This window comes from Streptomyces sp. NPDC107654 (assembly GCF_055639035.1).
The window spans coordinates 120,487-145,394 of sequence record NZ_JBVKBI010000015.1; the positions used below are offsets into that span (position 1 = coordinate 120,487).

Annotated in this window: 22 protein-coding genes and 1 riboswitch; of the genes, 11 read left to right on the forward strand and 11 right to left on the reverse strand. The window is 72.4% G+C overall.

The genetic code is table 11. The features are described 5' to 3' along the window. Positions 1-203: 203 nt before the first annotated feature. The gene (fahA, locus tag ACZ7N4_RS25440; protein ID WP_471361764.1) at positions 204-1,421 is read right to left on the reverse strand and encodes a fumarylacetoacetase; all 1,218 of its coding nucleotides are present in this window, start codon (positions 1,419-1,421) and stop codon (positions 204-206) included. A gap of 279 nt (positions 1,422-1,700) precedes the next feature. Between fahA and ACZ7N4_RS25445 the strand changes: the two genes are divergently transcribed. Further along, a complete protein-coding gene (locus ACZ7N4_RS25445; RefSeq protein ID WP_471361767.1) occupies positions 1,701-2,519 on the forward strand; it encodes an HAD family hydrolase in 819 nt (272 codons plus the stop codon). Between the two features lie 242 nt (positions 2,520-2,761). On the opposite strand, the gene ACZ7N4_RS25450 is transcribed toward ACZ7N4_RS25445, so the two are convergent. Then, positions 2,762-3,247, reverse strand: a complete 486-nt coding sequence (locus tag ACZ7N4_RS25450; RefSeq protein ID WP_471361770.1) for a transglycosylase SLT domain-containing protein — start codon at positions 3,245-3,247, stop codon at positions 2,762-2,764. A gap of 5 nt (positions 3,248-3,252) precedes the next feature. Beyond that, a riboswitch (cyclic di-AMP (ydaO/yuaA leader) is annotated at positions 3,253-3,432 on the reverse strand. A gap of 523 nt (positions 3,433-3,955) precedes the next feature. Here ACZ7N4_RS25450 and ACZ7N4_RS25455 point away from each other — a divergent pair. The 4 genes from ACZ7N4_RS25455 to ACZ7N4_RS25470 all read left to right on the forward strand — a co-directional run bounded on the left by ACZ7N4_RS25455 (position 3,956) and on the right by ACZ7N4_RS25470 (position 8,553). Continuing rightward, a complete protein-coding gene (locus tag ACZ7N4_RS25455) occupies positions 3,956-4,966 on the forward strand; it encodes a polyprenyl synthetase family protein (protein ID WP_471361773.1) in 1,011 nt (336 codons plus the stop codon). A 404-nt stretch (positions 4,967-5,370) separates the two neighbouring features. Beyond that, complete coding sequence (locus tag ACZ7N4_RS25460) at positions 5,371-6,600, forward strand: LolA family protein (RefSeq protein WP_471361776.1); 1,230 nt, start codon at positions 5,371-5,373, stop codon at positions 6,598-6,600. Positions 6,601-6,640: 40 nt separating this feature from the next. Beyond that, positions 6,641-7,615: an ABC transporter ATP-binding protein gene (locus ACZ7N4_RS25465; RefSeq protein WP_471361779.1), complete on the forward strand. Its 975-nt coding sequence runs from the start codon at positions 6,641-6,643 to the stop codon at positions 7,613-7,615. A gap of 53 nt (positions 7,616-7,668) precedes the next feature. Continuing rightward, complete coding sequence (locus tag ACZ7N4_RS25470) at positions 7,669-8,553, forward strand: ABC transporter permease (protein ID WP_471361782.1); 885 nt, start codon at positions 7,669-7,671, stop codon at positions 8,551-8,553. Here ACZ7N4_RS25470 and ACZ7N4_RS25475 read toward each other — a convergent pair. Next, positions 8,550-9,167 (reverse strand): flavodoxin family protein, encoded by a 618-nt coding sequence (locus tag ACZ7N4_RS25475; protein ID WP_471361784.1) that lies wholly within the window; start codon positions 9,165-9,167, stop codon positions 8,550-8,552. The two genes, ACZ7N4_RS25470 and ACZ7N4_RS25475, sit on opposite strands and share 4 nt — an antisense overlap. A gap of 193 nt (positions 9,168-9,360) precedes the next feature. On the opposite strand from ACZ7N4_RS25475, the gene ACZ7N4_RS25480 reads away from it, so the two are divergent. Next, the gene (locus ACZ7N4_RS25480; protein ID WP_471361787.1) at positions 9,361-10,425 is read left to right on the forward strand and encodes a hypothetical protein; all 1,065 of its coding nucleotides are present in this window, start codon (positions 9,361-9,363) and stop codon (positions 10,423-10,425) included. 44 nt (positions 10,426-10,469) lie between these two features. Here ACZ7N4_RS25480 and ACZ7N4_RS25485 read toward each other — a convergent pair whose 3' ends face one another. The 3 genes from ACZ7N4_RS25485 to ACZ7N4_RS25495 all read right to left on the reverse strand — a co-directional run bounded on the left by ACZ7N4_RS25485 (position 10,470) and on the right by ACZ7N4_RS25495 (position 13,141). After that, positions 10,470-10,937 carry a VOC family protein gene (locus ACZ7N4_RS25485; RefSeq protein ID WP_471361790.1) on the reverse strand — a complete coding sequence of 156 codons (468 nt, stop codon included), beginning with the start codon at positions 10,935-10,937 and terminating at the stop codon, positions 10,470-10,472. Between the two features lie 267 nt (positions 10,938-11,204). Further along, positions 11,205-12,164: an EamA family transporter RarD gene (rarD, locus tag ACZ7N4_RS25490; protein WP_471361793.1), complete on the reverse strand. Its 960-nt coding sequence runs from the start codon at positions 12,162-12,164 to the stop codon at positions 11,205-11,207. Positions 12,165-12,286: 122 nt separating this feature from the next. Continuing rightward, positions 12,287-13,141: an SDR family oxidoreductase gene (locus ACZ7N4_RS25495; protein WP_471361796.1), complete on the reverse strand. Its 855-nt coding sequence runs from the start codon at positions 13,139-13,141 to the stop codon at positions 12,287-12,289. A 128-nt stretch (positions 13,142-13,269) separates the two neighbouring features. On the opposite strand from ACZ7N4_RS25495, the gene ACZ7N4_RS25500 reads away from it, so the two are divergent. Further along, the gene (locus tag ACZ7N4_RS25500) at positions 13,270-13,623 is read left to right on the forward strand and encodes a winged helix-turn-helix transcriptional regulator (RefSeq protein WP_471361956.1); all 354 of its coding nucleotides are present in this window, start codon (positions 13,270-13,272) and stop codon (positions 13,621-13,623) included. Between the two features lie 59 nt (positions 13,624-13,682). Here ACZ7N4_RS25500 and ACZ7N4_RS25505 read toward each other — a convergent pair whose 3' ends face one another. From ACZ7N4_RS25505 to ACZ7N4_RS25525, 5 genes are all read right to left on the reverse strand, one after another. Next, entirely contained in the window at positions 13,683-14,744 is a 1,062-nt protein-coding gene (locus tag ACZ7N4_RS25505; protein ID WP_471361799.1) for a 2-oxoacid:ferredoxin oxidoreductase subunit beta, read from the reverse strand. Then, positions 14,737-16,665 (reverse strand): 2-oxoacid:acceptor oxidoreductase subunit alpha, encoded by a 1,929-nt coding sequence (locus ACZ7N4_RS25510; RefSeq protein WP_471361802.1) that lies wholly within the window; start codon positions 16,663-16,665, stop codon positions 14,737-14,739. Before ACZ7N4_RS25510 ends, ACZ7N4_RS25505 begins: the two co-directional genes overlap by 8 nt. A 398-nt stretch (positions 16,666-17,063) precedes the next feature. Continuing rightward, the gene (locus ACZ7N4_RS25515) at positions 17,064-17,723 is read right to left on the reverse strand and encodes a LuxR C-terminal-related transcriptional regulator (protein ID WP_471361958.1); all 660 of its coding nucleotides are present in this window, start codon (positions 17,721-17,723) and stop codon (positions 17,064-17,066) included. A 268-nt stretch (positions 17,724-17,991) separates the two neighbouring features. Beyond that, positions 17,992-19,317: a sensor histidine kinase gene (locus ACZ7N4_RS25520; protein ID WP_471361805.1), complete on the reverse strand. Its 1,326-nt coding sequence runs from the start codon at positions 19,315-19,317 to the stop codon at positions 17,992-17,994. A gap of 315 nt (positions 19,318-19,632) precedes the next feature. Continuing rightward, positions 19,633-21,039: a sensor histidine kinase gene (locus tag ACZ7N4_RS25525; RefSeq protein WP_471361808.1), complete on the reverse strand. Its 1,407-nt coding sequence runs from the start codon at positions 21,037-21,039 to the stop codon at positions 19,633-19,635. A 234-nt stretch (positions 21,040-21,273) separates the two neighbouring features. Between ACZ7N4_RS25525 and ACZ7N4_RS25530 the strand changes: the two genes are divergently transcribed. The 4 genes from ACZ7N4_RS25530 to ACZ7N4_RS25545 are packed head-to-tail and all read left to right on the forward strand — an operon-like array spanning position 21,274 to position 24,906. Beyond that, positions 21,274-21,693: an NADH-quinone oxidoreductase subunit A gene (locus tag ACZ7N4_RS25530; RefSeq protein WP_471361811.1), complete on the forward strand. Its 420-nt coding sequence runs from the start codon at positions 21,274-21,276 to the stop codon at positions 21,691-21,693. Continuing rightward, a complete protein-coding gene (locus ACZ7N4_RS25535) occupies positions 21,684-22,322 on the forward strand; it encodes an NADH-quinone oxidoreductase subunit B (protein WP_471361814.1) in 639 nt (212 codons plus the stop codon). Before ACZ7N4_RS25530 ends, ACZ7N4_RS25535 begins: the two co-directional genes overlap by 10 nt. Next, on the forward strand, positions 22,319-23,941 hold the full coding sequence (locus ACZ7N4_RS25540) for an NADH-quinone oxidoreductase subunit C (protein ID WP_471361816.1): 1,623 nt from the start codon (positions 22,319-22,321) through the stop codon (positions 23,939-23,941). The genes ACZ7N4_RS25535 and ACZ7N4_RS25540 overlap by 4 nt, the downstream gene beginning before the upstream one ends. Then, the gene (locus ACZ7N4_RS25545; RefSeq protein ID WP_356147257.1) at positions 23,938-24,906 is read left to right on the forward strand and encodes a complex I subunit 1/NuoH family protein; all 969 of its coding nucleotides are present in this window, start codon (positions 23,938-23,940) and stop codon (positions 24,904-24,906) included. The genes ACZ7N4_RS25540 and ACZ7N4_RS25545 overlap by 4 nt, the downstream gene beginning before the upstream one ends. Positions 24,907-24,908 lie beyond the last annotated feature (2 nt).

Consider the following 24,908-nt stretch of genomic DNA (forward strand, 5'->3'; position numbering starts at 1 on the left):
TGTCGGTGGTTCCGGGCACGCGGCACGCGACGGCGGCTCGCGCGCGGTGCGTGTCCCCGCCAGTATGACGAAGACGGGCGCTGCGAGTCAGGTGTCGGCGGCGATCCGGCCGGACCGTGGCACACGCGTGGGCGGTTCCCGCACGCCACCCGCGCGTGCCCGTGCCGCCGGGCCGGCGCCGGCCCGGCGGCACCCGCCGCGGGTCAGCCCGACACGACCCGCCCGCTGACCTCACCCAGCCCCACCCGGCGCCCGTCCGCGCCGGGAGCCCAGGCCGACAGGGTCACCACGTCGCCGTCCTCCAGGAACGTCCGCTTGCCGTCGGGGAGTTCAAGTGGGTCGCGGCCGTTCCAGGTCAGCTCCAGCAGGGAGCCGCGCTGGTTCTCGTCCGGGCCGCTGACCGTGCCCGAGCCGTACAGGTCGCCGGTGCGCAGCGAGGCACCGTTGACCGTCATGTGGGCGAGCTGCTGGGCGGCGGTCCAGTACATGGTGGAGAACGGGGGTTCGGAGACCACATGGCCGTTGATCGCGACGGAGATGCGGAGGTCGTACCCGCCGGGCTCGGTGCCGGGCGCCGAATCGTCCAGGTAGGGCAGCAGCGGGTGCGTGCGCTGCGGGGGTGCCACGCGCGCGTGCTCCAGCGCTTCGAGCGGGGTGATCCACGCCGACACGGAGGTGGCGAAGGACTTGCCGAGGAACGGGCCGAGGGGGACGTACTCCCAGGCCTGGACGTCCCGCGCGGACCAGTCGTTCAGCAGGCACAGGCCGAACACGTGCTCCCGGAAGTCGCCGAGCGCGACCGGGCTGCCCAGCCGGGAGGGCACGCCCACGACGAAGCCGACCTCGGCCTCGATGTCCAGCCGGATCGACGGGCCGAAGACGGGCGCGGGGTCGCCGGGGCCCTTGCGCTGCCCGGACGGCCGTACGACGTCGGTGCCCGAGACGACGACCGTGCCGGAGCGGCCGTGGTAGCCGATCGGCAGGTGCTTCCAGTTGGGGGTGAGGGAATCCTCGGCGTCCGGGCGGAAGATCTGGCCGACGTTGCGGGCGTGGTTCTCCGAGGCGTAGAAGTCGACGTAGTCCGCGACCTCGAAGGGCAGGTGCAGGGTCACCTCGGACAGGGGGTGGAACAGCGGCTCGACGGTCTCGCGGTGTGCCGGGTCCGTGATCCAGGAGGTGACGGCGCGCCGTACGTCCGACCAGGTGGTGCGGCCGGCGGCGAGCAGCGGGTTCAGGGTGGGCCGGGCGAGCAGCGCCTGGTGGGGCGAGCCGAGCGCCGCGGCCGTGGCGCCCGCGTCGAGGACGTGGTTTCCGAGCCGGACGCCGATCCTCCGCTCCGTGCTGCCGGAGGGCGAGAACACGCCATAGGGGAGGTTGTGCGGACCGAAGGGGTCGCCCTCGGGGACGTCGAAGGGGGGCATGGGGTGCTGCCTCACTCTCATCCGGGCCATGCACGGCGTGGCGTTCCATGTGATCGGGCCACACGTTACGGCCGACTCGCATGTCTTGGGCAGTGCCGCACTCCGGAGAGCCGTTCACCGCGTGCGCGGTCGTCGTCGTACGCCGGTCCGTCCCGGCCGGCGCACGTGCCGGAGGCACACTCATTCCGACGTGCGCGTACGCCACTTGAAGCCGTAGGGCGGCCAAGTGCCTGAAAAGACAGGTGAGTCGGCGGGGCGCCGTGTCCGTATTCTCGGATCATGGAACCCTCCCCGGCATATGCACTGATCGCCACTGACCTGGACGGAACGCTGCTGCGCGGCGACGACACCGTCTCCGACCGGTCGCTCGCCGCGCTCGCGCGGGCGGTGCGGGCCGGTGCCCGGCACCTGGTGGTGACAGGCCGCCCGGCGCCGCGGGTGCGGCCGCTGCTGGCGGCCCTCGGCTGCACGGGGCTCGCGGTGTGCGGACAGGGAGCGCAGGTCTACGACGCGGGGTTACACCGTCTGCTGTGGTCGGTCCGGCTGGACCGGGAGCTGGCCGAGACCGCGCTCGGCAAGATCGAGGCGGAGGTGGGGCAGGTCTACGCGGCGGTCGACCAGGACGGCGTGGACGGGCTCACGCTCATCGAACCCGGCTACCGGATGCCCCACCCGACACTGCCCGCGGTGCGCGTCGGCCGGCGGGACGAGCTCTGGCGTGAGCCCATCAGCAAGGTGCTGCTGCGGCACGCCTCCCTGTCCGACGACGAGCTGGCGGCGGTGGCCCGCTCGGCGGTGGGTTCGCTGGCGACGGTCACCATGTCGGGGCCGGGGACCGTGGAGCTGCAGCCGAGGGGGGTGACGAAGGCGACCGGACTGGCACTGGCCGCCGAGCGGCTCGGGGTGGCGGCCGACCGGGCCCTCGCCTTCGGCGACATGCCCAACGACATCCCGATGTTCGACTGGGCCGGGCGCGGTGTCGCGATGGCCAACGCCCACCCCGAACTGAAGGCGGTGGCCGACGAGGTCACCTTGTCGAACGAGGACGACGGCATCGCCGTCGTCCTCGAAGGCCTCTTCCCGACCGACCGGCCGTGATGCCCGGCCGTGACGACCGAGGGTGAAGACCGAGGGCGAAGACCGGCCGTGCGACCGGTCGACGGTGACCGCCGGTCGACGGTGACGTCCGGTCGACGGTGACGTCCGGTCGACGGTGACCACCGGTCGATCGTGACGGCCGACCGGCCGTGATGACCGGTCGACCGTGACGTCTGACAGACCGGGATGGCCGACGGACCGGGATGTCGGGAGAGAAGGGTGCGGCGGCCGGCCGGAGCCGGTCAGTACGCGCCGAACACGTTGTCGATCGACCCGTACCGCGCGGCCGCGTAGTTGCAGGCGGCGGTGATGTTCGCGACCGGGTCGTAGATGTTGAACGAGGTTCCGGCGACGTGGTACGCGTTGAAGGTCGGGTCGATGACCTGGAGCAGGCCCTTGGACGGGATGCCCTTGGCGGCGTTGGAGTCCCAGAGGTTGATGGCCGTCGGGTTGCCCGAGGACTCGCGGATGATGTTGCGGTAGATGCCGTTGTAGGTGCCCGGGATCTTCTTCTCGGCCATGATCGCGAGCGACTCGCGGATCCAGCCGTCCAGGTTGTTCGGGTATCCGGCGGGGGTGGTGGCCGTCGTGGAGGTGCTGGGGGCCGCGGAGGCGCTGGTCGCGCCGATGAGCGGCAGGGTGAGGACGGCGACGCCGGTGCCTGCGGCGGCGAGGGCGCGGACGAGGCGGCTGTTCCGGGTGCGGCGGTGCTGAACGGCAGCGGACATGGGGGTGTTCCTCTCCGGCGCCTGCGAGGTGAGCTGTCGGGTTCGGGCGAGGAGGTGCCCGGCCGCGCCCTGGAGAGGCACGGCTTCACCCCGAGCCGTACCGGTGCGGCGTGTGCCGACCGGCCCGGCGAGTTACCTGGGGTCCCCCGCTCCTGCCGTACGAATGAGTTCGTCGATGGGTTATGCGGGCGGCGGCAGGATTCGGCGTCCGCCCGACGGCCCGGAACGTATGCGAGAGCACATGTCGGGAACAAGTACCGGATTCATACAACGGGCGATTTGACCTTGATCGACGTTGTATGGGGCGCTTGATCCTTTGCTATTGCCAAGCCTCAACTCGCTTGTGCGGCAAGGGGTGGCGGGGGTCGCGGGGTGTGGGCCGGGTATACGGGGCGCGTGACCCAATTCACGAAATGGCAAATCGCTTCAAATCGGGCATGGGGGAATAGGGGGATTCGCCCCTAAGGTGACGGAAGGGAGGGTGTGGAGAGGTTGCGAAACAGTGCCCGTATTGCTGTTAAGTCAATAAATGTCCGTTCTTACTATGTGATCAAGACCATGCCGGTCGTGGTCCCATACCGCCCGGGGTGGACCGGTGGGCGCTATCGGTGATCGAAACGGGACCGGATACGCTGACTTGAGTGAGGGCAGCGACCTATCGACAAACCGTGTAATCGCCAGCAGACACCAGCAGACAGGAGACCCCTCGTGACCGTCGTCGGGCCGTTCGGGCTGAGCGTGCGGGACCAGGCTCTGGAAGCCGATGTCCAGGCCGGATTGACGGCTGTCGAGGAAGGCTTGCTCGAAGCCACCAAGAGCGAGGTCCCGTTCATCACGGAGGCCGCGCAGCACCTCGTGCGGGCCGGAGGGAAGCGTTTCCGGCCACTCCTCGTGATGCTCGCCGCCCAGTTCGGCGACCCCTACGCGCCGGGCGTCGTACCGTCGGCCGTGGTCGTGGAGCTGACCCACCTGGCCACGCTGTACCACGACGACGTCATGGACGAGGCGGCCGTACGGCGCGGCGTGGACAGCGCCAACACCCGCTGGGGCAACTCCGTCGCGGTCCTCACCGGTGACTTCCTCTTCGCCCGCGCCTCCCAGATCCTCGCCGACCTCGGCCCCGAGGCGGTCCGGGTGCAGGCCCTGGCGTTCGAACGGCTGGTCACCGGCCAGATCCTGGAGACCGCGGGCCCCTCGGACGGCCGTGACCCGGTCGAGCACTACCTGGACGTGCTCGGCGGCAAGACGGGCTCCCTGGTGGCGGTCTCGTGCCGGTTCGGCGCGATGATGTCCGGTGCCGGCGAGCGGGTCGTCGACGTGCTCACCCAGTACGGCGAACGGCTCGGGGTCGCCTTCCAGCTCGCCGACGACGTCCTGGACATCGCCTCCGACTCCCACGAGTCCGGCAAGACCCCGGGCACCGACCTGCGCGAGGGCATCGCGACCCTGCCGGTCCTCCGGCTGCGCGAGCGGGCCGCCCGGCTGGGCCTGCCCGAGGACATCGCGCTGTGCGAGCTGCTCGACTCCGACCTCAGCGACGATGCCCGGCACGCCGAGGCGCTGGCCGCGCTGCGCGCGCACCCCGCGCTGGAGCAGGCCCGCCGGGACACCGTCCGGTACGCGAAGGAGGCGCGGGCCGCGCTCGCCCCGCTGCCCGAGTGCGACGCCAAGGCGGCCCTGACGGAGCTGTGCGACGCGGTCGTGCACCGCGCCGGCTGACGACGCGGTCGTGCACCGCGCCGGCTGACCGAGCCGACGTATCGCGCCGGCCGGCCGGGCCGCCGAACTGCGCCGGCCGACCGGGCCGACGTACCGGGCCGACGTACCGAGCCGCCTGCCCGCGCCGGCTGACCGGCCCGGCCACACGTACCGGCGCCGGCCTCCCGCACGACCCCTACGGGTCGGGTGGAGACTTCGGCGCCGTGTGTCATACCGCAGGTGGACCCGGAGTTGCCTCCGTGGGCTGACGCCTCCTCACGGCCGATTTGGTCAGATGGACACCACGGAAATCACCACTCCTCACCGATTCGGGTGAGAATGGCGGCTCAGGGTGGACCAGCGGACCATTGGACCAGCGGACCAGCGTGAGGACAGCCGCCGCCGACGACGGAGGTAAGGCACACATGGCACCGTACGAATCCGACGACGCAGTGGGCGCCGCGCAGGACGAGACGTCGCGCTCCGGCCGGCGCAAGGCCGCCCGGTACGCCGTCCCGGTGGCTGTGGTGGGGGTGGCGGCGGCCACGATCGGGCTGGTCCCGGCGCTCGCCGACTCCGGTGACCCCGACCTGCCGAAGATCAGCGCACAGCAGCTCATCGAGAAGATCGCCAAGTCGGACGTGCAGCAGCTGTCCGGCACCGTGAAGGTCAGCACCGACCTCGGCCTGCCCGACCTCGGCGGCCTGCAGGACGGCCTGCTCTCCGGCGCGGGCCGGGGCGGCTCCGGTGACGGCTCCTCGGCCGACCCGCAGGCCAAGCTCACCGAGCTGGTCTCCGGCACGCACACCCTGCGCGTCGCCGCCGACGGCCCGGACCGGCAGAAGCTCTCCGTGCTGGAGCAGGGTGCCGAGTACAGCCTGATCCACGACGGCAAGGACGTCTGGGGTTACGACAGCAAGAGCAACGAGGTCTACCACTCCACCGCGGCCGGCTCCGGCAAGGATCACCGGGCCGAGCCGCCGGCCACGCCCAAGGACTTCGCCGACGAGGCCCTGAAGGCGGTGGACGACACCACGTCCGTCACCGTCGACGGCACCGCGCAGGTCGCCGGGCGCGACGCCTACAAGCTGCTGATCCAGCCCAGGCAGTCCGGCACCACCGTCGGCGCGATCAGCATCGCCGTGGACGCGAAGACGGGCATGCCGCTGAAGTTCACCCTGACCCCGAGGAGCGGCGGCGCCGCCGTGCTCGACGCGGGCTTCACCCAGGTCTCCTTCGCCAGGCCGGCCGCCTCCACCTTCGACTTCACCCCGCCCAAGGGCGCGAAGGTCACCGAGGAGAAGGACGAGGCCGAGGCGCGCGAGCACGCCCCCAGCCACGGACAGGCCCCGCGGCACGGCGAGGACTTCGCCGGGGGCCTGAAGGGCGCGGGCGCCCCGACGGTCCTCGGCAAGGGCTGGACCTCGGTGGTGACCGTCGACACCGGCGCCAAGGGCGGCCTGCCCACCGGTTCCCAGGGCGGCGACCTCGGCGGCTTCCTCGGCTCGCTCGGCGAGCAGGTCGACGGGAAGTTCGGCAAGGGCATGGTGTTCTCCACCCGCCTGGTCAACGCCCTGATCACCGACGACGGCAAGGTCTACGCCGGCGCGGTGACCAAGGACGCCCTGGTGAAGGCGGCCGACGCGGCCAAGTGACCCGTCGGGCACGACGCATCGGAGGATTCGAGGGGAGCCGATGGACGCACCGTCCGCCACGCAGCCGGGCCCGGGGGACGCGCCGGCGAGCGTGATCGTCACGCGCGGTCTCACCAAGCGCTACCGCGGCGGACAGCTCGCCGTGGACGGTCTCGACCTGACCGTCCCGGCGGGCAGCGTCTTCGGCTTCCTCGGGCCCAACGGCTCCGGCAAGACGACCACCATCCGCATGCTGATGGGCCTGATCGAGCCGACCGCGGGCACCGTCCGCGTGCTGGGCCGGCCCATGCCCCGCTCGGCGCGCACGGTCCTGCCGCAGGTCGGCGCCCTCATCGAGGGCCCCGCCCTGTACGGCTTCCTGTCCGGCCGGGACAACCTGCTGCGCTACGACGCCGCCGACCCGACCGCCGACCCGCGCACCCGGCGCGCCCGCGTCGCAGCTGCACTGGACCGGGTCGGCCTCGCGGCCGCCGCGGGCAAGAAGGCGAAGGCGTACTCGCTCGGCATGAAGCAGCGCCTGGGGCTGGCCGCCGCACTGCTCCAGCCGCGCAGACTGCTGGTCCTGGACGAACCCACCAACGGCCTCGACCCGCAGGGCATGCGCGAGATCCGCACGCTGATCAGGGAACTGGCCGCCGACGGCACGACCGTCTTCCTCTCCTCCCACCTCCTGGACGAGATCGAGCAGGTGTGCACCCACGCGGCGGTCATGGCGCAGGGGCGGCTCGTCACCCAGGGCGCGGTGGCGGACCTCGCGGCCGGGGCGCGCGGCCGGCTGGTGGTCACCACCCCGGACGGCGCGGAGGCGACCCGCGTACTGAAGGAACTGGGCGTCGGGGACGTGACCGCCGACGGCGACCGGGTCACCGGCGAACCGCCCGGGCGCGACCTCGCCGAGGTGACCGCGGCCCTGGTCGCCGCGGGCGTCCGGGTCCGGGGACTGACGGTCGAACGCGCCTCGCTGGAGGACGCGTTCGTGGCACTGACGGGGGAGGGCTTCGATGTCGCGGGTTGACGTGCCGGGGAGGTCGTCGATGTCGCGGACTGACGTGTCGGGGGAGGTCGTCGATGTCGCGGACTGACGTGCCGGTGGCGGATTCCGGGCGCCGGACGAGTCCGCTGTGGGCCCTCGGGCTGCTGCGCAGCGAGCTGGTCACCACCGTCCGCCGCTGGCGCACCCTGGCCCTGCTCGGAGTGCTGGCCGCGGTGCCGGTCCTGGTCGGGATCGCGGTCAGGGTCGAGACACGGGGCGGCGGACCGGTCGGCGGCGGGGGCGGCGAGGGCCCGGCGTTCATCACGCAGATCACCAACAACGGGCTGTTCCTGGTGTTCACCGCGCTCGCCGCGACCCTGCCGTTCTTCCTGCCGATGGCCGTCGGCGTCGTCGCGGGCGACGCGATCGCCGGGGAGGCGGGCGCGGGCACCCTGCGCTATCTGCTGGTCGCCCCGGCCGGCCGTACCCGGCTGCTGCTCACCAAGTACGCGACCGTGCTGGCCTTCTGCCTGCTGGCCACGCTGGTCGTCGCCGGATCCGCGCTGGTCGTCGGTGCGCTGCTCTTCCCGTTGGGCGAGCTGACGACGATCTCCGGCACCCGGATCAGCTTCGCCGAGGGACTCGGCCGGGCCCTGCTGATCGCGCTGGTCGTCGCCGCCTCACTGGTCGGCGTGGCGGCCCTCGGCCTCTTCGTGTCGACCCTCACCAACAGCGGCATCGCGGCGATGGCGACCACGGTAGGGCTGCTCATCACGGTGCAGATCGTCGACCAGATACCCCAGCTGCACGCGGTGCAGCCCTACCTCTTCCCGCACTACTGGCTGTCCTTCGCCGACCTGGTGCGCGATCCCGTCTACTGGGACGACGTGGTGCGCAACCTCGGCCTCCAGGGGCTCTACGCCGTGGTGTTCGGCTCGGCCGCCTGGGCGCGGTTCACGGCGAAGGACATCAGCGCCTAGCCCTGGACGCCGGCACCGGCCCGGACGCCGTCGGTCTCGTACGGAAAGCGTGCGAGAGGCGCGTCCTGGGCGAAGAACGTCTTCGCGCGCGCCAGCGCCGCCGTGTCCTTCCGTACGTCACCGGGCGCGCTGCCGTTGCCGAGCAGGACCCCGCCGAAGTGCATCCCCAGGTAGGCGGCCGAGTTGTTGAGCGTGCCGACGTACGGGTCCGCGACCACCGGCTCGTCATCGGCCAGTGCGGCGACGCCCCACACGGTGCGGCCGGCCATCGTCGCCTTGAAGTCGACGCCCGGGGTGCGCAGCCAGGCCGACCAGTAGTCCAGGTAGCGCTTGGTGAGGCTGGACACCGAGTACCAGTACAGCGGCGAGGCGATCACGATGTCGGTCGCGGCGAGGGTGGCGTCCAGCAGCCGGCCGACCGGGGTGTCCGCGGACGGCCGTACGTGGTCCTCGTCGTGGCGCAGGTCCGCGAAGTCCGGCAGCGGGTGGTCGGCGAGGCGGATCCAGCGCTGTTCGACGCCGGTGGGCAGCTGAGTGGCGGCCTCTCGGGCCAGCAGCTCGGTGTTGCCGTCCTGGCGGGCGCTGCCCAGGACGAAGAGGAAGCGGCGGTTCATGGGTCCCCCAGGTGCGTCGTGTCGTACCCCGGTTAAAGGCGTATGCATTTTATGCATACGCAAGGAAATTTGGCCAGGGCGGGGCTGGTGCGAGGCTGTGACGTCGCGGTGACGCGGAAGCCGGGGGGAACCGACACACTGGTGGGCAGGACGCGTACGACCGGATCGCGACGCCGGGGGAGTGAGGACACCGATGGCTCGACTCAGCTTCGAGAAGAAGCGGACGCAGCAGCCCGTGGAGTATCCGGCGGCAGTGCCCGTCAGGGTGTTCGGCCCGGGGTACGCGACGGTCGGCGGGGCGTCGGTCGTGGCGGCGGCGGGTGAGGAGATCCAGCAGGCCGTCCTGAATCACCTCCAGCGCCTGGCCATCAGCCTCGGCGCCCCCATACGCGCCACGGTCCAGGACGACCGGGCGGGCTGGATCGTGCCGCTGGAGGTCTCGGCGGACGGTTCCAGCCGGATGACGGGCGAGCCGGAGCGGGTGTCCGCCGCGCCCGTCCCGGGACCGGGGGCCGTGCCGTCGGGTCCCGTGCAGGCGCCGGCCGGACGGTTCGGACCGGCGCCCGTGATGGGCGACGCCGCGGTCGCCGCCGCACCGGCCGAGCAGGCCGCCCCGGTCGCCCCCGTACGGCCGGAGCCGCTCATCGCCGTACCGGTGGAGCCGCTCGTCGCCGCCGTACCGGAGGAGTCCGCCGCCCCGGCCACCACCGCCACGCCCACCCCGCCCCGCGGGTTCGACGCGGTGGCCGAGGAGGTGCTCGGGGACGGGCCGCTGACCGAGACGGCCGAGGGGGCGGAACTGCTCACCGAGCCGATGAGCCGTATCAACGAGGCCGTACGGGCGGGCCGTATCGACGCGGCGGCGGAGCTGGCCGACCAAACTCTCACCGAGGCGTCCACCGTGCTCGGCGAGCACCACGTCGAGGTGCTGCACCTGCGCGAACTGCGCGCCTACATCGCCTACCTGGCCGACGACCCGGTCCGTGCCTTCCGGCTGTCCCTGGATCTCGCCCGGCTGCGCAGCCGGGCACGGGACGGGGAGGCCGCCTACGGCAACGTGCAGAGCGCGGCCACCGCCTGGCGCGCGGTGCGCGACCCCGAGGAGGGCCTGCGGCTGGGGCGCGACCTGATCGCCCTGTGGACGGACCTCACCGCCGAGCCGGGCCCCGCCGCGGACGACCCGCGCCCGCTGGAGTCCGCCCGCGCCCGCATGGTCCGCCTCACCGACCGCGCGGCGAAGGCGGCGGCCCGGGGGTGACCTGACCCGCGCGCCTCCGGGCCGTCCGACGGACGGACCCCCGGCTACTGCACGCAGAACTCGTTGCCCTCGGGATCCGCCATCAGGACCCACTGGCCCGCGGGTTCCCTCACCTCGCGCAGGACCCGTGCGCCCAGCGTCCGAAGGCGTGCCACCTCGTCCGCGCGCCGCTCCGGTCCGGCGTGGAGGTCGAGGTGGAGCCGGTTTTTGACGGTCTTCGGCTCCGGTACCCGCTGGAACAGCAGCCGGCGTCCGAGCCCGGTGCCGGTCTCGGGGTCGTACGGGTCGTCGGGGTGGCGTACGGCGACCAGGTCACGGAAGGCGGGCCGGCCGTGGTACTCGACGGTGGCCTCCCCGGACAGCGCGCCGAGGGACAGCAGCCGTTCGACGAGGGCGCTGTTGTCCTCGGCGGTGTAGTGCAGGGCCGCGGCCCAGAAGTCGGCCTGGGCGTGCGGGTCGGCCGCGTCGATGACGATCTTCCAGTGCAGCGGGGCGGGTGCCTGTGTGGTCATGGCTCCCACTTATAGCCGGGCGCCCCGACGGAGGGGCCCCTTCCGCCCGCCCGCCGCGCACCTCGCGTCGGGCGCGGAGCCTCCCCCCGGTCACGGACCTCGCGTCGGGCGCGGAGCCTCGGGTCTCGCGTCGGTCGCGGAGCCCCCGTCGGTCGCGCCCCTCTCGCTCGCCGCGCCTCTCCACGCTCGCCGCGTCCGCTGCATCCCTTCCCGCCCGCTGCGTCCCTTCCCGCTCGCCCCGCGCCCCTTCCGCGCGGTTGCGTGCCGTCAGGCGTCCGCCGGAGCCGAGGCCGCGGACTCGGCCGCGCGGGCCGTCGGTACGGTGAGCCGCTCCGGCCGCCGCCGCGCGAAGCGCAGCGCGTCGCCGGTGAGCAGGATCAGCGCCAGCCAGACCAGGGCGAACCCGGCCCACCGCTCGGCGGGCATGGACTCGTGGAAGTAGAGGACGCCGAGCAGGAACTGGAAGATCGGGGCCAGGTACTGCAGCAGGCCCAGCGTGGACAGCGGCACGCGGATCGCCGCCGCGCCGAAGCAGACCAGGGGCAGCGCGGTGACGACGCCGGTGGAGGCGAGCAGTGCGGCGTGTCCGCTGCCGTGACCCAGGAACGTGGCGTCGCCGTGCGCGGTCAGCCACAGCAGATAACCGAGCGCCGGCAGGAACTGGATCGCGGTCTCCGCGGCCAGCGACTCGACACCGCCGAGTGCCACCTTCTTCTTCACCAGCCCGTAGGTGGCGAAGGAGAAGGCGAGGCACAGCGAGATCCACGGCGGGCGGCCGAAGCCGATGGTCAGCACGATGACGGCGGCGAAGCCGATCGCGACCGCCGCCCACTGCACGCGCCGCAGCCGCTCCTTCAGGAGCAGCACGCCCATCGCGATGGTGACCAGCGGGTTGATGAAGTAGCCGAGCGAGGCCTCGACCACGTGGCCGGAGTTCACGGCCCAGATGTAGATGCCCCAGTTCACGGTGATGACGCCGGCCGCCACGGCGACCAGGCCGAGCCGCCGGGGCTGGCGCAGCAGTTCTCCGGCCCAGGCCCAGCGCCGTACGAAGAGCAGTGCGACGGCGACGGCCACGAGGGACCACACCATCCGGTTGGCCAGGATCTCCATGGCGCCGGCGGGTTTGAGCAGCGGCCAGAACAGGGGGACCAGCCCCCACATCCCATAGGCGGCGAAACCGTTCAGCAGGCCTATTCGGTGTTCAGCCTCGGACGTCCCGGCCACGGCCCCTCCTTGTTGCCCGCGCGTCCTCCCTGGACGTGCGAGAACGAAGGTAACGCCGGAGCTTCCCGGCTGTCATGCCCGTATCGTCATACGGTCATGACAGTCGGGTCGGCCTGCCGGTGTCAGCCCTTCAGCGCGGCGGAGACCGCCTCGGCCAGCGGCGTCGTCGGGCGGCCGGTCAGCCGGGACAGGTCGCCCGAGGAGACGACCAGCTCGCCCTTCTCGATCGAGGCGTCCACGCCCGCCAGCACCCCGGCCAGCGGAGCGGGCAGCCCCGCGCCGGTCAGGATGCCGGTCAGGGCGTCCACCGAGACCGGGGTGTAGACGATCTCCCTGCCCGTCTGCCGGCTCAGCTCGGCCGCGTACTCGGCGAAGCTCCACGCCTCGTCGCCGCCCAGCTCGTACGTCGTGTTCTCGTGCCCCTCGCCGGTCAGCACCGCGACCGCGGCGGCGGCGTAGTCGGCCCGGGAGGCGGAGGAGACCCGGCCGTCACCGGCGGCCTGGACGACCGCGCCGTGCTCCAGGACCGGCGCCAGGTTCTCCGTGTAGTTCTCGTGGTACCAGCCGTTGCGCAGCAGGCTGTACGGCAGGCCGGAGGCGAGCAGCACCCGCTCGGTGGCCCGGTGGTCGTCCGCCAGTGCGGCCGTCAGGCCGCCGGGGGCGCTGGTGTACGCGAGCAGGGCGACGCCGGCCGCCTTGGCCGCCTCGATGACGACCGTGTGCTGTCCCACCCGGCCCTTGTCGAACTCGTTGCCGGAGATCAGCAGGACCTTGTCGCCGGCGGCGAACAGGCCGTCGAAGGACTCGGGCGCGTTGTAGTCGGCGACCGCGAGCCGCACTCCGCGGGCGGCGAGGTCGGCGGCCTTCGCCTCGTCACGCACGACGGCGGTGATGCGGTCCGCGGGGACCTTCTCCAGCAGCTGCTCCACGACGTGGCGGCCGAGCTGTCCGGTGGCTCCGGTGACGACGATGCTCATGAGGGGGGTCTCCTTCTCGGGTGCGGTCTTTTGCTAACCCTAAGGAAGGCGCTAACTATGGGAAAGTACCCACTTTGAAGTAAGGTACGGGTGTGAAGGTAAGTACCGGCAAGGGTGACGGCGAGGCCATGTGCCCCCACCGCCTCGTTCTGGAGCACGTCACCAGCCGCTGGGGGGTGCTGGTGCTCATCCGGCTCCTCGACCGCCCCCATCGCTTCAGCGAACTGCGCCGGGCCATCGGCCGGGTCAGCGAGAAGATGCTCACGCAGACCCTCCAGACCCTGGAGCGCGACGGTCTCGTCCACCGGGACGCCAAGCCGGTCATCCCGCCCCGCGTCGACTACTCCCTGACCGGGCTGGGACGCGAGGCGGCGGAGCAGGTGCGGGCGCTGGCGCAGTGGACCCAGCAGCGCATGGACGACGTGCTCAGCGCCCGCCGGGCATACGACGAGGCCCGGGAAATCCAGTCCCGGGCCTCGTGATCGGAACGACTCGGAGAGACGGGCGAACCGGTCGGCCGACGGCAGGACGGGCGGACCCGCTAGCCGACGACCGTCCAGGTGTCCCCGCCGGCCAGCAGCGCGGCCAGGTCGCCCTTGCCGCGCTGTTCGATCGCGGTGTCGAGCTGCTCGGCCATCAGGCTGTCGTAGACCGGCCGTTCGACGGAGCGGAACACTCCGATCGGGGTGTGGTGCAGGGTGTCCGGGTCGGCCAGCCGGGACAGGGCGAAGGCCGTGGTCGGGGACGCGGCATGGGCGTCGTGCACCAGGACGTCCGCCTCGTTCTCCGGGGTCACCGTCACCACCCGCAGGTCACCGGTCTGCCGGTCGCGGACGACCCCTCTCGTCCCGTCGGCACCGAAGCGGATCGGCTGCCCGTGCTCCAGCCGGATCAGCGCCTCCTCCGCCCGCTGCTTGTCCTTCAGGGCGTCGAAGGCGCCGTCGTTGAAGATGTTGCAGTTCTGGTAGATCTCGATCAGCGCCGTGCCCGGGTGGTCGGCGGCGGCGCGCAGCACCTCGGTCAGGTGCTTGCGGTCGGAGTCGATCGTGCGGGCCACGAAGGACGCCTCCGCGCCGATCGCCAGCGACACCGGGTTGAACGGCGCGTCCAGCGAGCCCATCGGCGTCGACTTGGTGATCTTGCCGACCTCTGAGGTGGGCGAGTACTGGCCCTTGGTGAGGCCGTAGATCCGGTTGTTGAACAGCAGGATCTTCAGGTTGACGTTGCGGCGCAGGGCGTGGATCAGATGGTTGCCGCCGATGGACAGCGCGTCGCCGTCGCCGGTGACGACCCACACGCTCAGGTCGCGGCGGGAGGAGGCCAGACCCGTCGCGATGGCGGGGGCGCGGCCGTGGATGGAGTGCATCCCGTAGGTGTTCAGGTAGTACGGGAAGCGGGACGAGCAGCCGATGCCGGAGACGAAGACGATGTTCTCCCGGGCGAGGCCCAGCTCCGGCATGAAGCCCTGGACGGCCGCGAGGATCGCGTAGTCACCGCAGCCCGGGCACCAGCGCACCTCCTGGTCCGACTTGAAGTCCTTCATCGACTGCCTGGCCTCGGCCTTGGGGACCAGCTGCAGCAGCGCGTTGCCGGCGTCAGTCATCGATGGCCTCCTTCAGCGCCGCGGCGAGCTGTTCCGCCTTGAACGGCATGCCGTTGACCTGGTTGTACGAGTGGGCGTCGACCAGGTACTTCGCTCGGATGAGGGTGGCGAGCTGCCCCAGGTTCATCTCGGGGATCACCACCTTGTCGTAGCCCTTCAGCACCGTGCCGAGGTTGCGCGGGAAGGGGTTGAGGTGGCGCAGGTGGGCCTGGGCGATCGACTCGCCGGCCGCGCGCAGCCGCCGTACCGCCGCCGTGATCGGCCCGTAGGTGGAACCCCAGCCGAGGACCAGGGTCGTCGCGCCGTGCGGGTCGTCGACCTCCACGTCGGGGACGTCGATGCCGTCGACCTTGGCCTGCCGGGTGCGGACCATGAAGTCGTGGTTGGCCGGGTCGTAGGAGATGTTGCCCGTGCCGTCCTGCTTCTCGATGCCGCCGATACGGTGCTCCAGACCCGGGGTGCCGGGGACCGCCCACGGGCGGGCCAGGGTCTGCGGGTCCCGCTTGTACGGCCAGAAGACCTCGGTGCCGTCCGCGAGCGCGTGGTTCGGGCCGGAGGCGAACCGCACCCGCAGGTCGGGCAGCTCCTCCAGGTCCGGGATGCGCCACGGCTCGGAGCCGTTGGCCAGATAGCCGTCCGACAGCAGCATCACCGGCGTGCGGTACGTCAGCGCGATCCGGGCCGCCTCCAGCGCGGCGTCGAAGCAGTCGGCCGGGGTCCTCGGCGCCACCACCGGCACGGGGGCCTCGCCGTTGCGGCCGTACATCGCCTGCAGCAGGTCGGCCTGCTCGGTCTTGGTCGGCAGACCCGTCGACGGGCCGCCGCGCTGGATGTCCACCACCAGCAGGGGCAGCTCCAGCGAGACCGCGAGGCCGATCGTCTCGCTCTTCAGGGCGACACCGGGGCCGCTCGTCGTGGTCACCGCGAGCGAGCCGCCGAACGCCGCGCCGAGGGCCGCCCCGATGCCCGCGATCTCGTCCTCGGCCTGGAAGGTGCGCACCCCGAAGTTCTTGTGCCGGCTCAGCTCGTGCAGGATGTCCGAGGCCGGCGTGATCGGGTACGACCCCAGGAACAGCGGCAGGTCCGCCTGGCGGGACGCGGTGATCAGGCCGTAGGCCAGGGCGAGGTTGCCGGAGATGTTGCGGTAGGTGCCGACCGGGAAGGCCTTGGCGGCCGGCGCGACCTCGTAGGAGACCGCGAAGTCCTCCGTCGTCTCGCCGAAGTTCCAGCCCGCGCGGAACGCCGCGATGTTGGCCTCCGCGATCTCCGGCTTCTTCGCGAACTTCGACTTCAGGAACTTCTCGGTGCCCTCGGTGGGCCGGTGGTACATCCAGCTCAGCAGGCCCAGCGCGAACATGTTCTTGCTGCGCTCGGCCTCCTTGCGGGACAGGTCGAACTCCTTCAGCGCCTCCACGGTGAGCGTGGTCAGCGGCACCGGATGGAGGCTGTAGCCGTCGAGCGAGCCGTCCTCCAGCGGAGAGGCGTCGTACCCGACCTTCTGCAGGGCGCGCTTGGTGAACTCGTCGGTGTTGACGATGATCTCGGCGCCGCGGGGCAGGTCGCCGATGTTGGCCTTCAGGGCGGCCGGGTTCATGGCGACGAGGACGTTCGGCGCGTCACCGGGGGTGAGGATGTCGTGGTCGGCGAAGTGCAGTTGGAAGGACGAGACACCCGGCAGGGTGCCGGCGGGGGCGCGGATCTCGGCGGGGAAGTTCGGCAGGGTGGAGAGGTCGTTGCCGAACGAGGCGGTTTCCGAGGTGAACCGGTCACCGGTGAGCTGCATGCCGTCACCCGAGTCCCCCGCGAACCGGATGATCACCCGGTCCAGGCGCCGCACGTCCTTCGCGCCGCCCGGTTTGCGCTGCTCTCCCACGACGGTTCCGTCGGTCTGCTCCGCTGGGCTGCTGACCTGGCTGGTCACTGAACTGGACCTCCTTCGAGGCGGCTGTCCGGGGCCTGGTCGTCCCACGGACCATCCCAGGATCAACCCTACGTCGGTTAGGGTCGCCTTCCCGAGGTCATCCGTGGATTGGACGAATTCGAGACGGCCTGTGGCGCTGGCTTCACATCATGTCCCGCATATCGCCGGGGCGCCGGTCAAGGCGCTCCCCGCGCGTTCCCGGGTTCTCCCGTCCGGCCGCCGTCGGGCCCGCGGCCGTCCCCTACGGGACTTTCCGCCCTCCCGTCCGGGTCTGTCCCCGTCTCCCGCCCCGGCCGGTTCCGGCCCCCGGCCCGGGTGCGGCCCGCCTCCCGCCGGGGGCCCTCCGGGTCCGCCCGGCTCCCCGCCCCGTGGCCGTCTCACGCGTCCACGGGCGCCGCTCAGGAGTTCAGGTAGGTGAGAACGGCCAGAACCCGACGGTGGTCGCCGACGCTCGGCGTCAGCCCGAGCTTGAGGAAGATGTTGCTGACGTGCTTCTCCACGGCGCCGTCGCTGACCACCAGCTGCCGGGCGATCGCCGAGTTGGTCCGCCCCTCCGCCATCAGCCCGAGCACCTCGCGCTCCCGGGGGGTCAGCCCCGTCAGCACGTCCTGCTTGCGGCTGCGGCCGAGCAGCTGCGCGACCACCTCCGGATCCAGCGCCGTACCGCCCTCGGCCACCCGCACCACCGCGTCCACGAACTCCCGTACGTCCGCGACCCGGTCCTTGAGCAGATAACCGACGCCCCGGCTGGAACCGGCCAGCAGCTCGGTGGCGTAACGCTCCTCCACGTACTGCGACAGGACCAGCACCCCGAGCCCCGGGTGCAGCCGGCGCAGGAGTACGGCCGCCCGGACGCCCTCGTCGGTGTGCGTCGGCGGCATCCGCACGTCCGCCACCACCACGTCCGGCAGCTCGCCCAGCTCGGCCAGGTCCGAGACGGTCTTCACCAGCGCGTCCGCGTCACCGACCCCGGCGACGACCTCGTGCCCCCGATCGGTCAGCAGCCGGGTCAGGCCCTCCCGGAGCAGCACTGAATCCTCGGCTATGACCACCCGCACCCTGTCCTCCACGATCTTCCGTTCCCCCCACAGCCCGTTCCCCGCGACGACGCCGGTCCACGCCGTTCTCCGGAGGACCAGCATTCCAGGATTCACGCCGGGGTGCCGCTGTACGGGGGAGAGAGCGGGACCGCCGCGGGCCGGGGAGGGGTCGGTGAGCGCCGATGTGCCCGGGACAGGTGCCGTTGCTGTTGCCGGTGACCGCCATCGTGTGGGGGAGGGAGCGGGGAGGAGGGAGCCGGGAGAAGGCGCGGGGCCGCGGGTGTGTTCAGCCGCGCCAGGGCAGTTCCGCGATCACCCGGGTGGGGCCGCCCGCCGGGGAGTCCACCACCAGGACGCCGTCCACCGCGTCCAGGCGCGCGGCGAGACCGGCCAGCCCGGAGCCGCGCGAGACGTCGGCGCCGCCCACACCGTCGTCGGTCACCTGGATGAACAGCCGGTCCTCCGAGTGCCAGACGTCGACCGAGGCGGTCCGTGCCCGGCTGTGCTTGCCGATGTTCTGCAGCAGCTCGGAGACGGTGAAGTAGGCGATGCCCTCGATGGCCGGCGCCGGCCGGGCCGGCAGGTCGACCTCCACCCGCACCGGCACCGTGCAGCGGGAGGCGACCGAGGACAGGGCCGCGTCCAGGCCGCGGTCGGTGAGCACGGCCGGGTGGATGCCCCGGGCCAGGTCACGAAGCTCCTGGAGGGCCAGCTTCACCTCGCCGTGCGCCTCCTCCACCATCGCCGCCGCCGTGTCCGGGTCCTCCCGCAGCTTCTCCTTGGCCAGCCCCAGGTCCATCGCCAGACCGACCAGCCGGGCCTGTGCCCCGTCGTGCAGGTCCCGCTCGATGCGCCGCAGGTCGGCGGCGGCCGTGTCGACCACGGCACCCCGGTCCGACTCCAGCTCCACCACCCGCGCCGACAGCGGCGACGGCCCGAGCAGCCCGCGCACCAGCAACCCGTCCACGGTGGTCAGCGCCCGTACGAGCCACGGCGTGGCCAGCGTGAACAGCAGACCGATCAGCGCGGTCACGGCGATCTCGAAGGGGTTGTCGAGGTAGACGCTGTGGTGGGCGTCGCCGTACAGCTGGATGCCGCCCGTGCCGGCGTACGCCGGGAACACCCAGAACCACAGCGGATAGCTCAGCAGCGCCCAGCCGCAGGACCAGAAGCTCACCGCGACCGAGAACGAGAACACCGCCCACGGGAACTGCACCAGCGCGTACAGCGCGTGTCGCCAGGAGGCACCGCTCTTGAGCATCGCGCCCACCCAGGCCGCCGCCCCCGGCTTACGCATCCGCAGCGGCTCCGGGTCGGCCACCTCCAGGCCGAGCAGTCCGCGCGCCCGCGCCCGCTCCAGCACCCCGAAGCCCCGGCAGCCGGCGAGGGCCGCCGCCAGCACCGGGATGCCGAGGAAGGTCACCAGCAGGCCCGCGCCGAGCGCGACCGTCGTCACCGTCCAGGCGAACAGCACGGTCGCGACCGGCAGGCCGAGCAGCACGTAGCCGAACTCACGCCAGCTGCGCGCCTCGACGGGCGCCCGCAGCGCGGGGGGCAGCCGGTGGTGCCGCTCGCTCCGGTGGGCGTAGCCCTGTCCGTACTCCGTGACCATCGGTGGTGTTCCGTTCTGCTCGTCCAGGTGGCGGTTCGGCCGTACGGCGGTACGTCAGGACGTCCGCTGCGTCGGGCCGTACGTCCAGGGTGGTCCGTCGCGCGACTGTCCGACATGGAGTCCGTCGGCGTCTTGAGCGGGGGGTTTTCCCCACCCCCGCTCAGGGGAGCGGCGCGGTGAGGCGGGGTGAGGTCGCGGACTTGGCGGGGTGCGCGGGACTCGCGGGACGAGGCGAACTCGGCGGGGCGGGACGGCACTGGCGAGTGCGGCGGGAATGGCGCGGCGGGGGTCAGGCTGTGCGGTCCCGCCAGGGGGTCAGGCCGTGCGGTCCCGCCACGGGAGCTCCGCGGTGACCACCGTCGGGCCGCCCGCCGGGGAGTCCACCGCGAACAGGCCGTCCACCGCGCCCAGCCGCTCCGCCAGGCCCCGCATGCCGCTGCCCGCGTCCAGCCGGGCACCGCCCCGGCCGTCGTCCCGGACCTGGATGAGCAGCCGGTCGTCGGCCCGCCAGACGTCGACCGAGGCGGTCCGTGCCCGGCTGTGCTTGCCGATGTTCTGCAGCAGCTCGGAGACGGTGAAGTAGGCGATGCCCTCGATGGCCTCCGCGGGCCGGGCCGGCAGGTCCACGGTCACCGTCACCGGCACCGTGCAGCGGGAGGCGACCGAGGACAGGGCCGCGTCCAGGCCGCGGTCGGTGAGCACGGCCGGGTGGATGCCCCGGGCCAGGTCCCGCAGCTCCTGGAGGGCGAGTTTCACCTCGCCGTGCGCCTCGTCGACCATCGCCGCCGCCGTGTCGGGGTCCTCCAGCAGCTTCTCCTTGGCCAGGCCGAGCCCCATGGCCAGGTTGACCAGCCGCGCCTGGGCGCCGTCGTGCAGGTCGCGCTCGATCCGGCGCAGATCCGCCGCCGCCGTGTCGACCACGATCCCGCGGTCGGACTCCAGTTCGGCGATCCGCCGCTCCAGCTCGTCCGAGGGCGACAGCAGCCCGCGCACCATCGCCCGGTCCACGTTCGCCATGCCCCGCGCGAGGTACGGCAGCACCGGCCACAGCACGAACAGCGAGACCAGCACGGTGCAGAAGGTCAGGGCGCCCCAGGGCAGCCGGATCGCGTCGTACAGCAGGGTCCGCCAGCCCACCGGGTCCTTCAGCGCCATCCACAGCCGCTGCACCGGGCCCCCGCCCTTCGCGAGCGGCAGCGGTGACGGCTCCTCCACCCGCACCCCGAGCAGCCTGCGCGCCCGGGCCCGCTCCAGCTTGCCCAGCTGCCGGGCGCCCAGCAGGCAGAGCGCGAACAGCGGGAGACCGATCGCGGTGAGACTGAGGATGCCGCCGGCGACCAGCACGGTGAAGGCGTACACCAACCCGAACACCGCCACCGGCAGGTTCAGCAGGAGATGCGCGATCTCCTTCCAGGTGTGCGCGTCGAGGGCCGGGCGGGGCGGAGGCAGCCGGTGCGGGGTGGCGTGGCCGTCGAGTCGGGCGGTGCGGTCCGCGCGGTCACCACCGTCGCCGTGGTTCCTACCGTCCCCGTGGGCCCTACCGTCGCTGGGGTCGCTGGGGTCGTCGTGCTTTCCGTTGTCGCTGTGCGGCCGGTGGTCGGGCCGGCCGGTGCCATGGGGCCGGCCGGTGCCATGGGGCCGATCGGTGCCGTGAGGCCGGTCGGTGCCGTGAGGCCGGTCGGTGCCGTCCGGCCGGTCGGCGGCGGGGCTGGGAGCGGTCATGCTGATCAGCGTGCCGTGCGGGGGACCGTTCACGCCATGCGGTACGCCGCCCTCCGCCGCCGGGGGGAAACCCCACCCTCACCGGCGCCGACACCGGTACCGGCTGTCTCACGGCGTGACGGGCTGCTTACCGCTTCTTTATCAGGGCCTAGACTCCCGTGCGTACACATCCTCGAATCACGTTGCATCACAGAGTTCACTAAGGTCACGAGGTCAGGGAGCGAGGGACGGACGGTGCGGGAGACGTTGGGGGACTCGTCGTTCGCCGCGGCGCACGTCGTCGCGGCCGGCTACTTCCGGTCCTACTCGGTGGTCGGACTGCTCGCCGTCATCGGCGTGCTGTTCGTCGCCGTCGCGTTCGGCGCGGGCCGCCTGCTGCGCCCGGTGGTACCGACACCGGAGAAACTCCTGACCTACGAGTGCGGCGTCGACCCCGTCGGCGAGGGCTGGGCCCACACCCAGGTCCGCTACTACGTCTACGCCTTCCTCTACGTGATCTTCGCGGTCGACTCGATCTTCCTGTTCCCCTGGGCGACGGTCTTCGCCGCCCCCGGCTACGGCGCGACGACCCTCGTGGAGATGTTCATCTTCCTCGGCTTCCTCACCGTGGGCCTGCTGTACGCATACAAGAAGGGCGTCCTGGCATGGACGTGAACCCCTCGACCTCCGGGCTCTCCGGGGCCTCGGAGTCCCCCGAGCCCGTGTACCTGCCGGAACCGAAGAGGCTGGGCGCGCTCGCCCGCCTCGCTCCCGAGCCGATGAAGGTCGTCCTGAACTGGGGCCGCCGCTACTCGCTCTGGGTCTTCAACTTCGGCCTCGCCTGCTGCGCCATCGAGTTCATCGCCGCGTCGATGGCCCGCCACGACTTCATCCGGCTCGGCGTGATCCCGTTCGCGCCGGGCCCCCGGCAGGCCGACCTGATGGTGGTGTCGGGCACGGTCACGGACAAGATGGCCCCGGCCGTCAAGCGTCTGTACGAGCAGATGCCCGAGCCGAAGTACGTCATCTCCTTCGGCGCCTGCTCCAACTGCGGCGGCCCCTACTGGGACTCCTACTCGGTGACGAAGGGCGTCGACCAGATCATCCCCGTCGACGTCTACGTCCCCGGCTGCCCGCCCCGGCCCGAGGCGCTGCTCCAGGGCATCCTCAAGCTCCAGGAGAAGATCGCCCGCGAGTCGCTGGGGGAGCGGTACCGCAACGAGCCCGCCCGGCCGTCGGCGGCCGCGCTGCAGAGCGGCCTGGTGAAGCCTCCCGCGCCGGCCGGTGAGGGGGACGCCCGATGAGTACGGCCGCCGGCTGGCTGCCCGCCCCCGCCGAGGAACTCTTCGGCCCGGACGCCACGGCCGAGGAGTCGTACGACCTCCTGACCGTGGACGTACCGCCGTCCTCCTGGCTCACCGCCCTGGAGACGGCCCGTACGACCCTGTCCTGCACCTACTTCGACTGGCTGAGCGCGGTCGACGAACCGGGCACCGGCTTCCGGGTCTCCGCGCACGTCGTCGCCCTGAATCCGGTCCGCCGTCTCCTCGTCCGCACGACGGTCCCGCACGACGCCCCCGCCCTGCCTACGGCCGTCGGCGTCTACGCGGGCGCCGGCTGGCACGAGCGCGAGACCCACGAGATGTTCGGCGTCGTCTTCGAAGGCCACCCGGGCCTGGAGCATCTGCTCCTCCCGGAGACCTTCGAGGGCCACCCGCTCCGCAAGGACTTCGTCCTGGCCGCCCGCGTCGCCAAGGCCTGGCCCGGCGCCAAGGAACCCGGCGAGTCCGAGCACGGCGGGCCCAAGCGGCGCCAGATGCTGCCGCCGGGCGTACCCGACCCCAACGAGTGGGGCCCCCTGAAGGGCCAGCTCCCCCCTGCCCCGGCCCGCCCGGCCAGGGCGGCGGCGGGCCGCGCGGCGGGTGAGCGTCCGGCCCGCGCGGCGGGGGACCGTCCGGTACGGCGGACCCGTTCGGCCTCGGAGGGCTCGGCCAGCCAGACCCCCCAGGCGGGCCAGCCGGACGAGGCTGGTGGTGCTGGTGGTGCCGGTGCTGCTGCCCGGCCTCGGCGGACGCGGAGTGCCAGTGAGGGCTCGGCCAGCCAGCAGCCCGTGCGGGCACAGGGCGCCGGGGGAGCCGGGGGAGCCGGGGACACTGCTACGCGCAAGCAGGCCGCGACCGAGGGAGACGCCACCCGGGCGGCTGCCGAAGGCCCGGTGCAGGGGCCGGCCGCCGAGGCCTCGGTGGCTCACGAGCCAGGGCCGGCGCCCACGCCCGTCCGGCCCCGCCGCGCGCGCAGCGCCTCGGAGGGCTCGGCCTCGCAGCGAACCCCGTCGGCTGAGCAGGCCCCGGCCGAACCCGCCCGCCGCAGCACGCCCCCGCGCAGCTCGGACGCCCCGTGGCACCACGCCCGCCCGGCCTTCGAGGAGCCGGAGCCCCCTCAACCGGAGTCCCGCAAGCCCGCCGCCGACCCCGACCAGGCCCCCGAACCCGAATCGGACGGTGCCCCCGAGGCCCCCAAACCTTCCGGCACCTCAGGCACCCCAGGCACCCCAGGCACCTCAGGCATCTCAGGCACCTCAGGCACCTCAGGCATCTCAGGCACCCCAGGCACCTCAGGCACCCCTGAGGCTTCCGGCGCTCCTGACGGTCCGGAGGCTTCCGGTGCCCGCGAGGCTTCCGAGACCCCTGACGGTCCGGAGGCTTCCGGTGCCCCCGCGGCTTCCGAGACCCCTGACGGTCCTGAGGCTCCCGGCAGCCCCGACGGTCCGGAGGCTTCCGGTGCCCCCGAGGCTTCCGGCAGCCCCGACGGTCCGGAGGCTTCCGGTGCCCCCGAGGCTTCCGAAACCCCGGACATCCCCCAACCCCCCAGCACCCCCGACGACCCCAGCACCCCCGACGACCCCCCAGGAGGCCCGCAGTGAACGGCGCGCTGGACGTCGCCCTGCGACTCCTCGTCGTCTTCGTCGTCTTCCTCACCTTCCCGCTGATCGTCGGTCAGACCGAGCACAAGGTGATGGCCCACATGCAGGGCCGCCTCGGCCCGATGTACGCGGGTGGCTTCCACGGCTGGGCGCAGCTCATCGCGGACGGTGTGAAGTTCGCGCAGAAGGAGGACGTGGTCCCGGCCGGTGCCGACCGCCGTGTCTTCCAGCTCGCCCCGGCCGTGGCCCTGCTGCCGTACCTCCTCGTCCTGCTCGCCATCCCCATCGGCCCGAGCGAGGGCGCCGTCGGCCAGGTCCTGGACGCCGGCGTGTTCTTCGTGCTCGCGGTGATGGGCGTGGGCGTCCTCGGCTCGCTGATGGCAGGCTGGGCCAGCGCCAACAAGTTCTCCCTGCTCGGCGGCCTGCGCACGGCCGCCCAGCTGCTCGCCTACGAACTGCCGATGCTGCTGGCCGCGGCCAGCGTCGCGATGGCCGCGGGCACGGTCTCCCTGCCCGGCATCCTGCACTCCTTCCACTGGTGGTGGGTGCCCTGGCAGATCGTCGGCGCCGTCGTCTTCTTCGTCGCCGGACTCGCCGAGCTGCAACGCCCGCCGTTCGACATGCCGGTCGCCGACTCGGAGATCATCTTCGGCGCGTACACCGAGTACACCGGCCTGCGCTTCGCCCTCTTCCTGCTCGCCGAGTACGCGGGCATCGTGGTCCTGTGCGGCCTGACCACCGTCCTCTTCCTGGGCGGCTGGCACGGCCCGTGGGGCGCCGACGGCCTCGGCTGGGTCTGGACCCTGCTGAAGACCGCGGTCCTCGCCTTCCTGGTCATCTGGCTCCGCGTGACCTACCCGCGGCTGCGCGAGGACCAGCTCCAGAAGCTGTCCTGGACCCTCCTCGTCCCCCTCTCCCTCGCCCAGATCGCCCTCACCGGCATCGTCAAGGTGGTGATCAGCTAGCC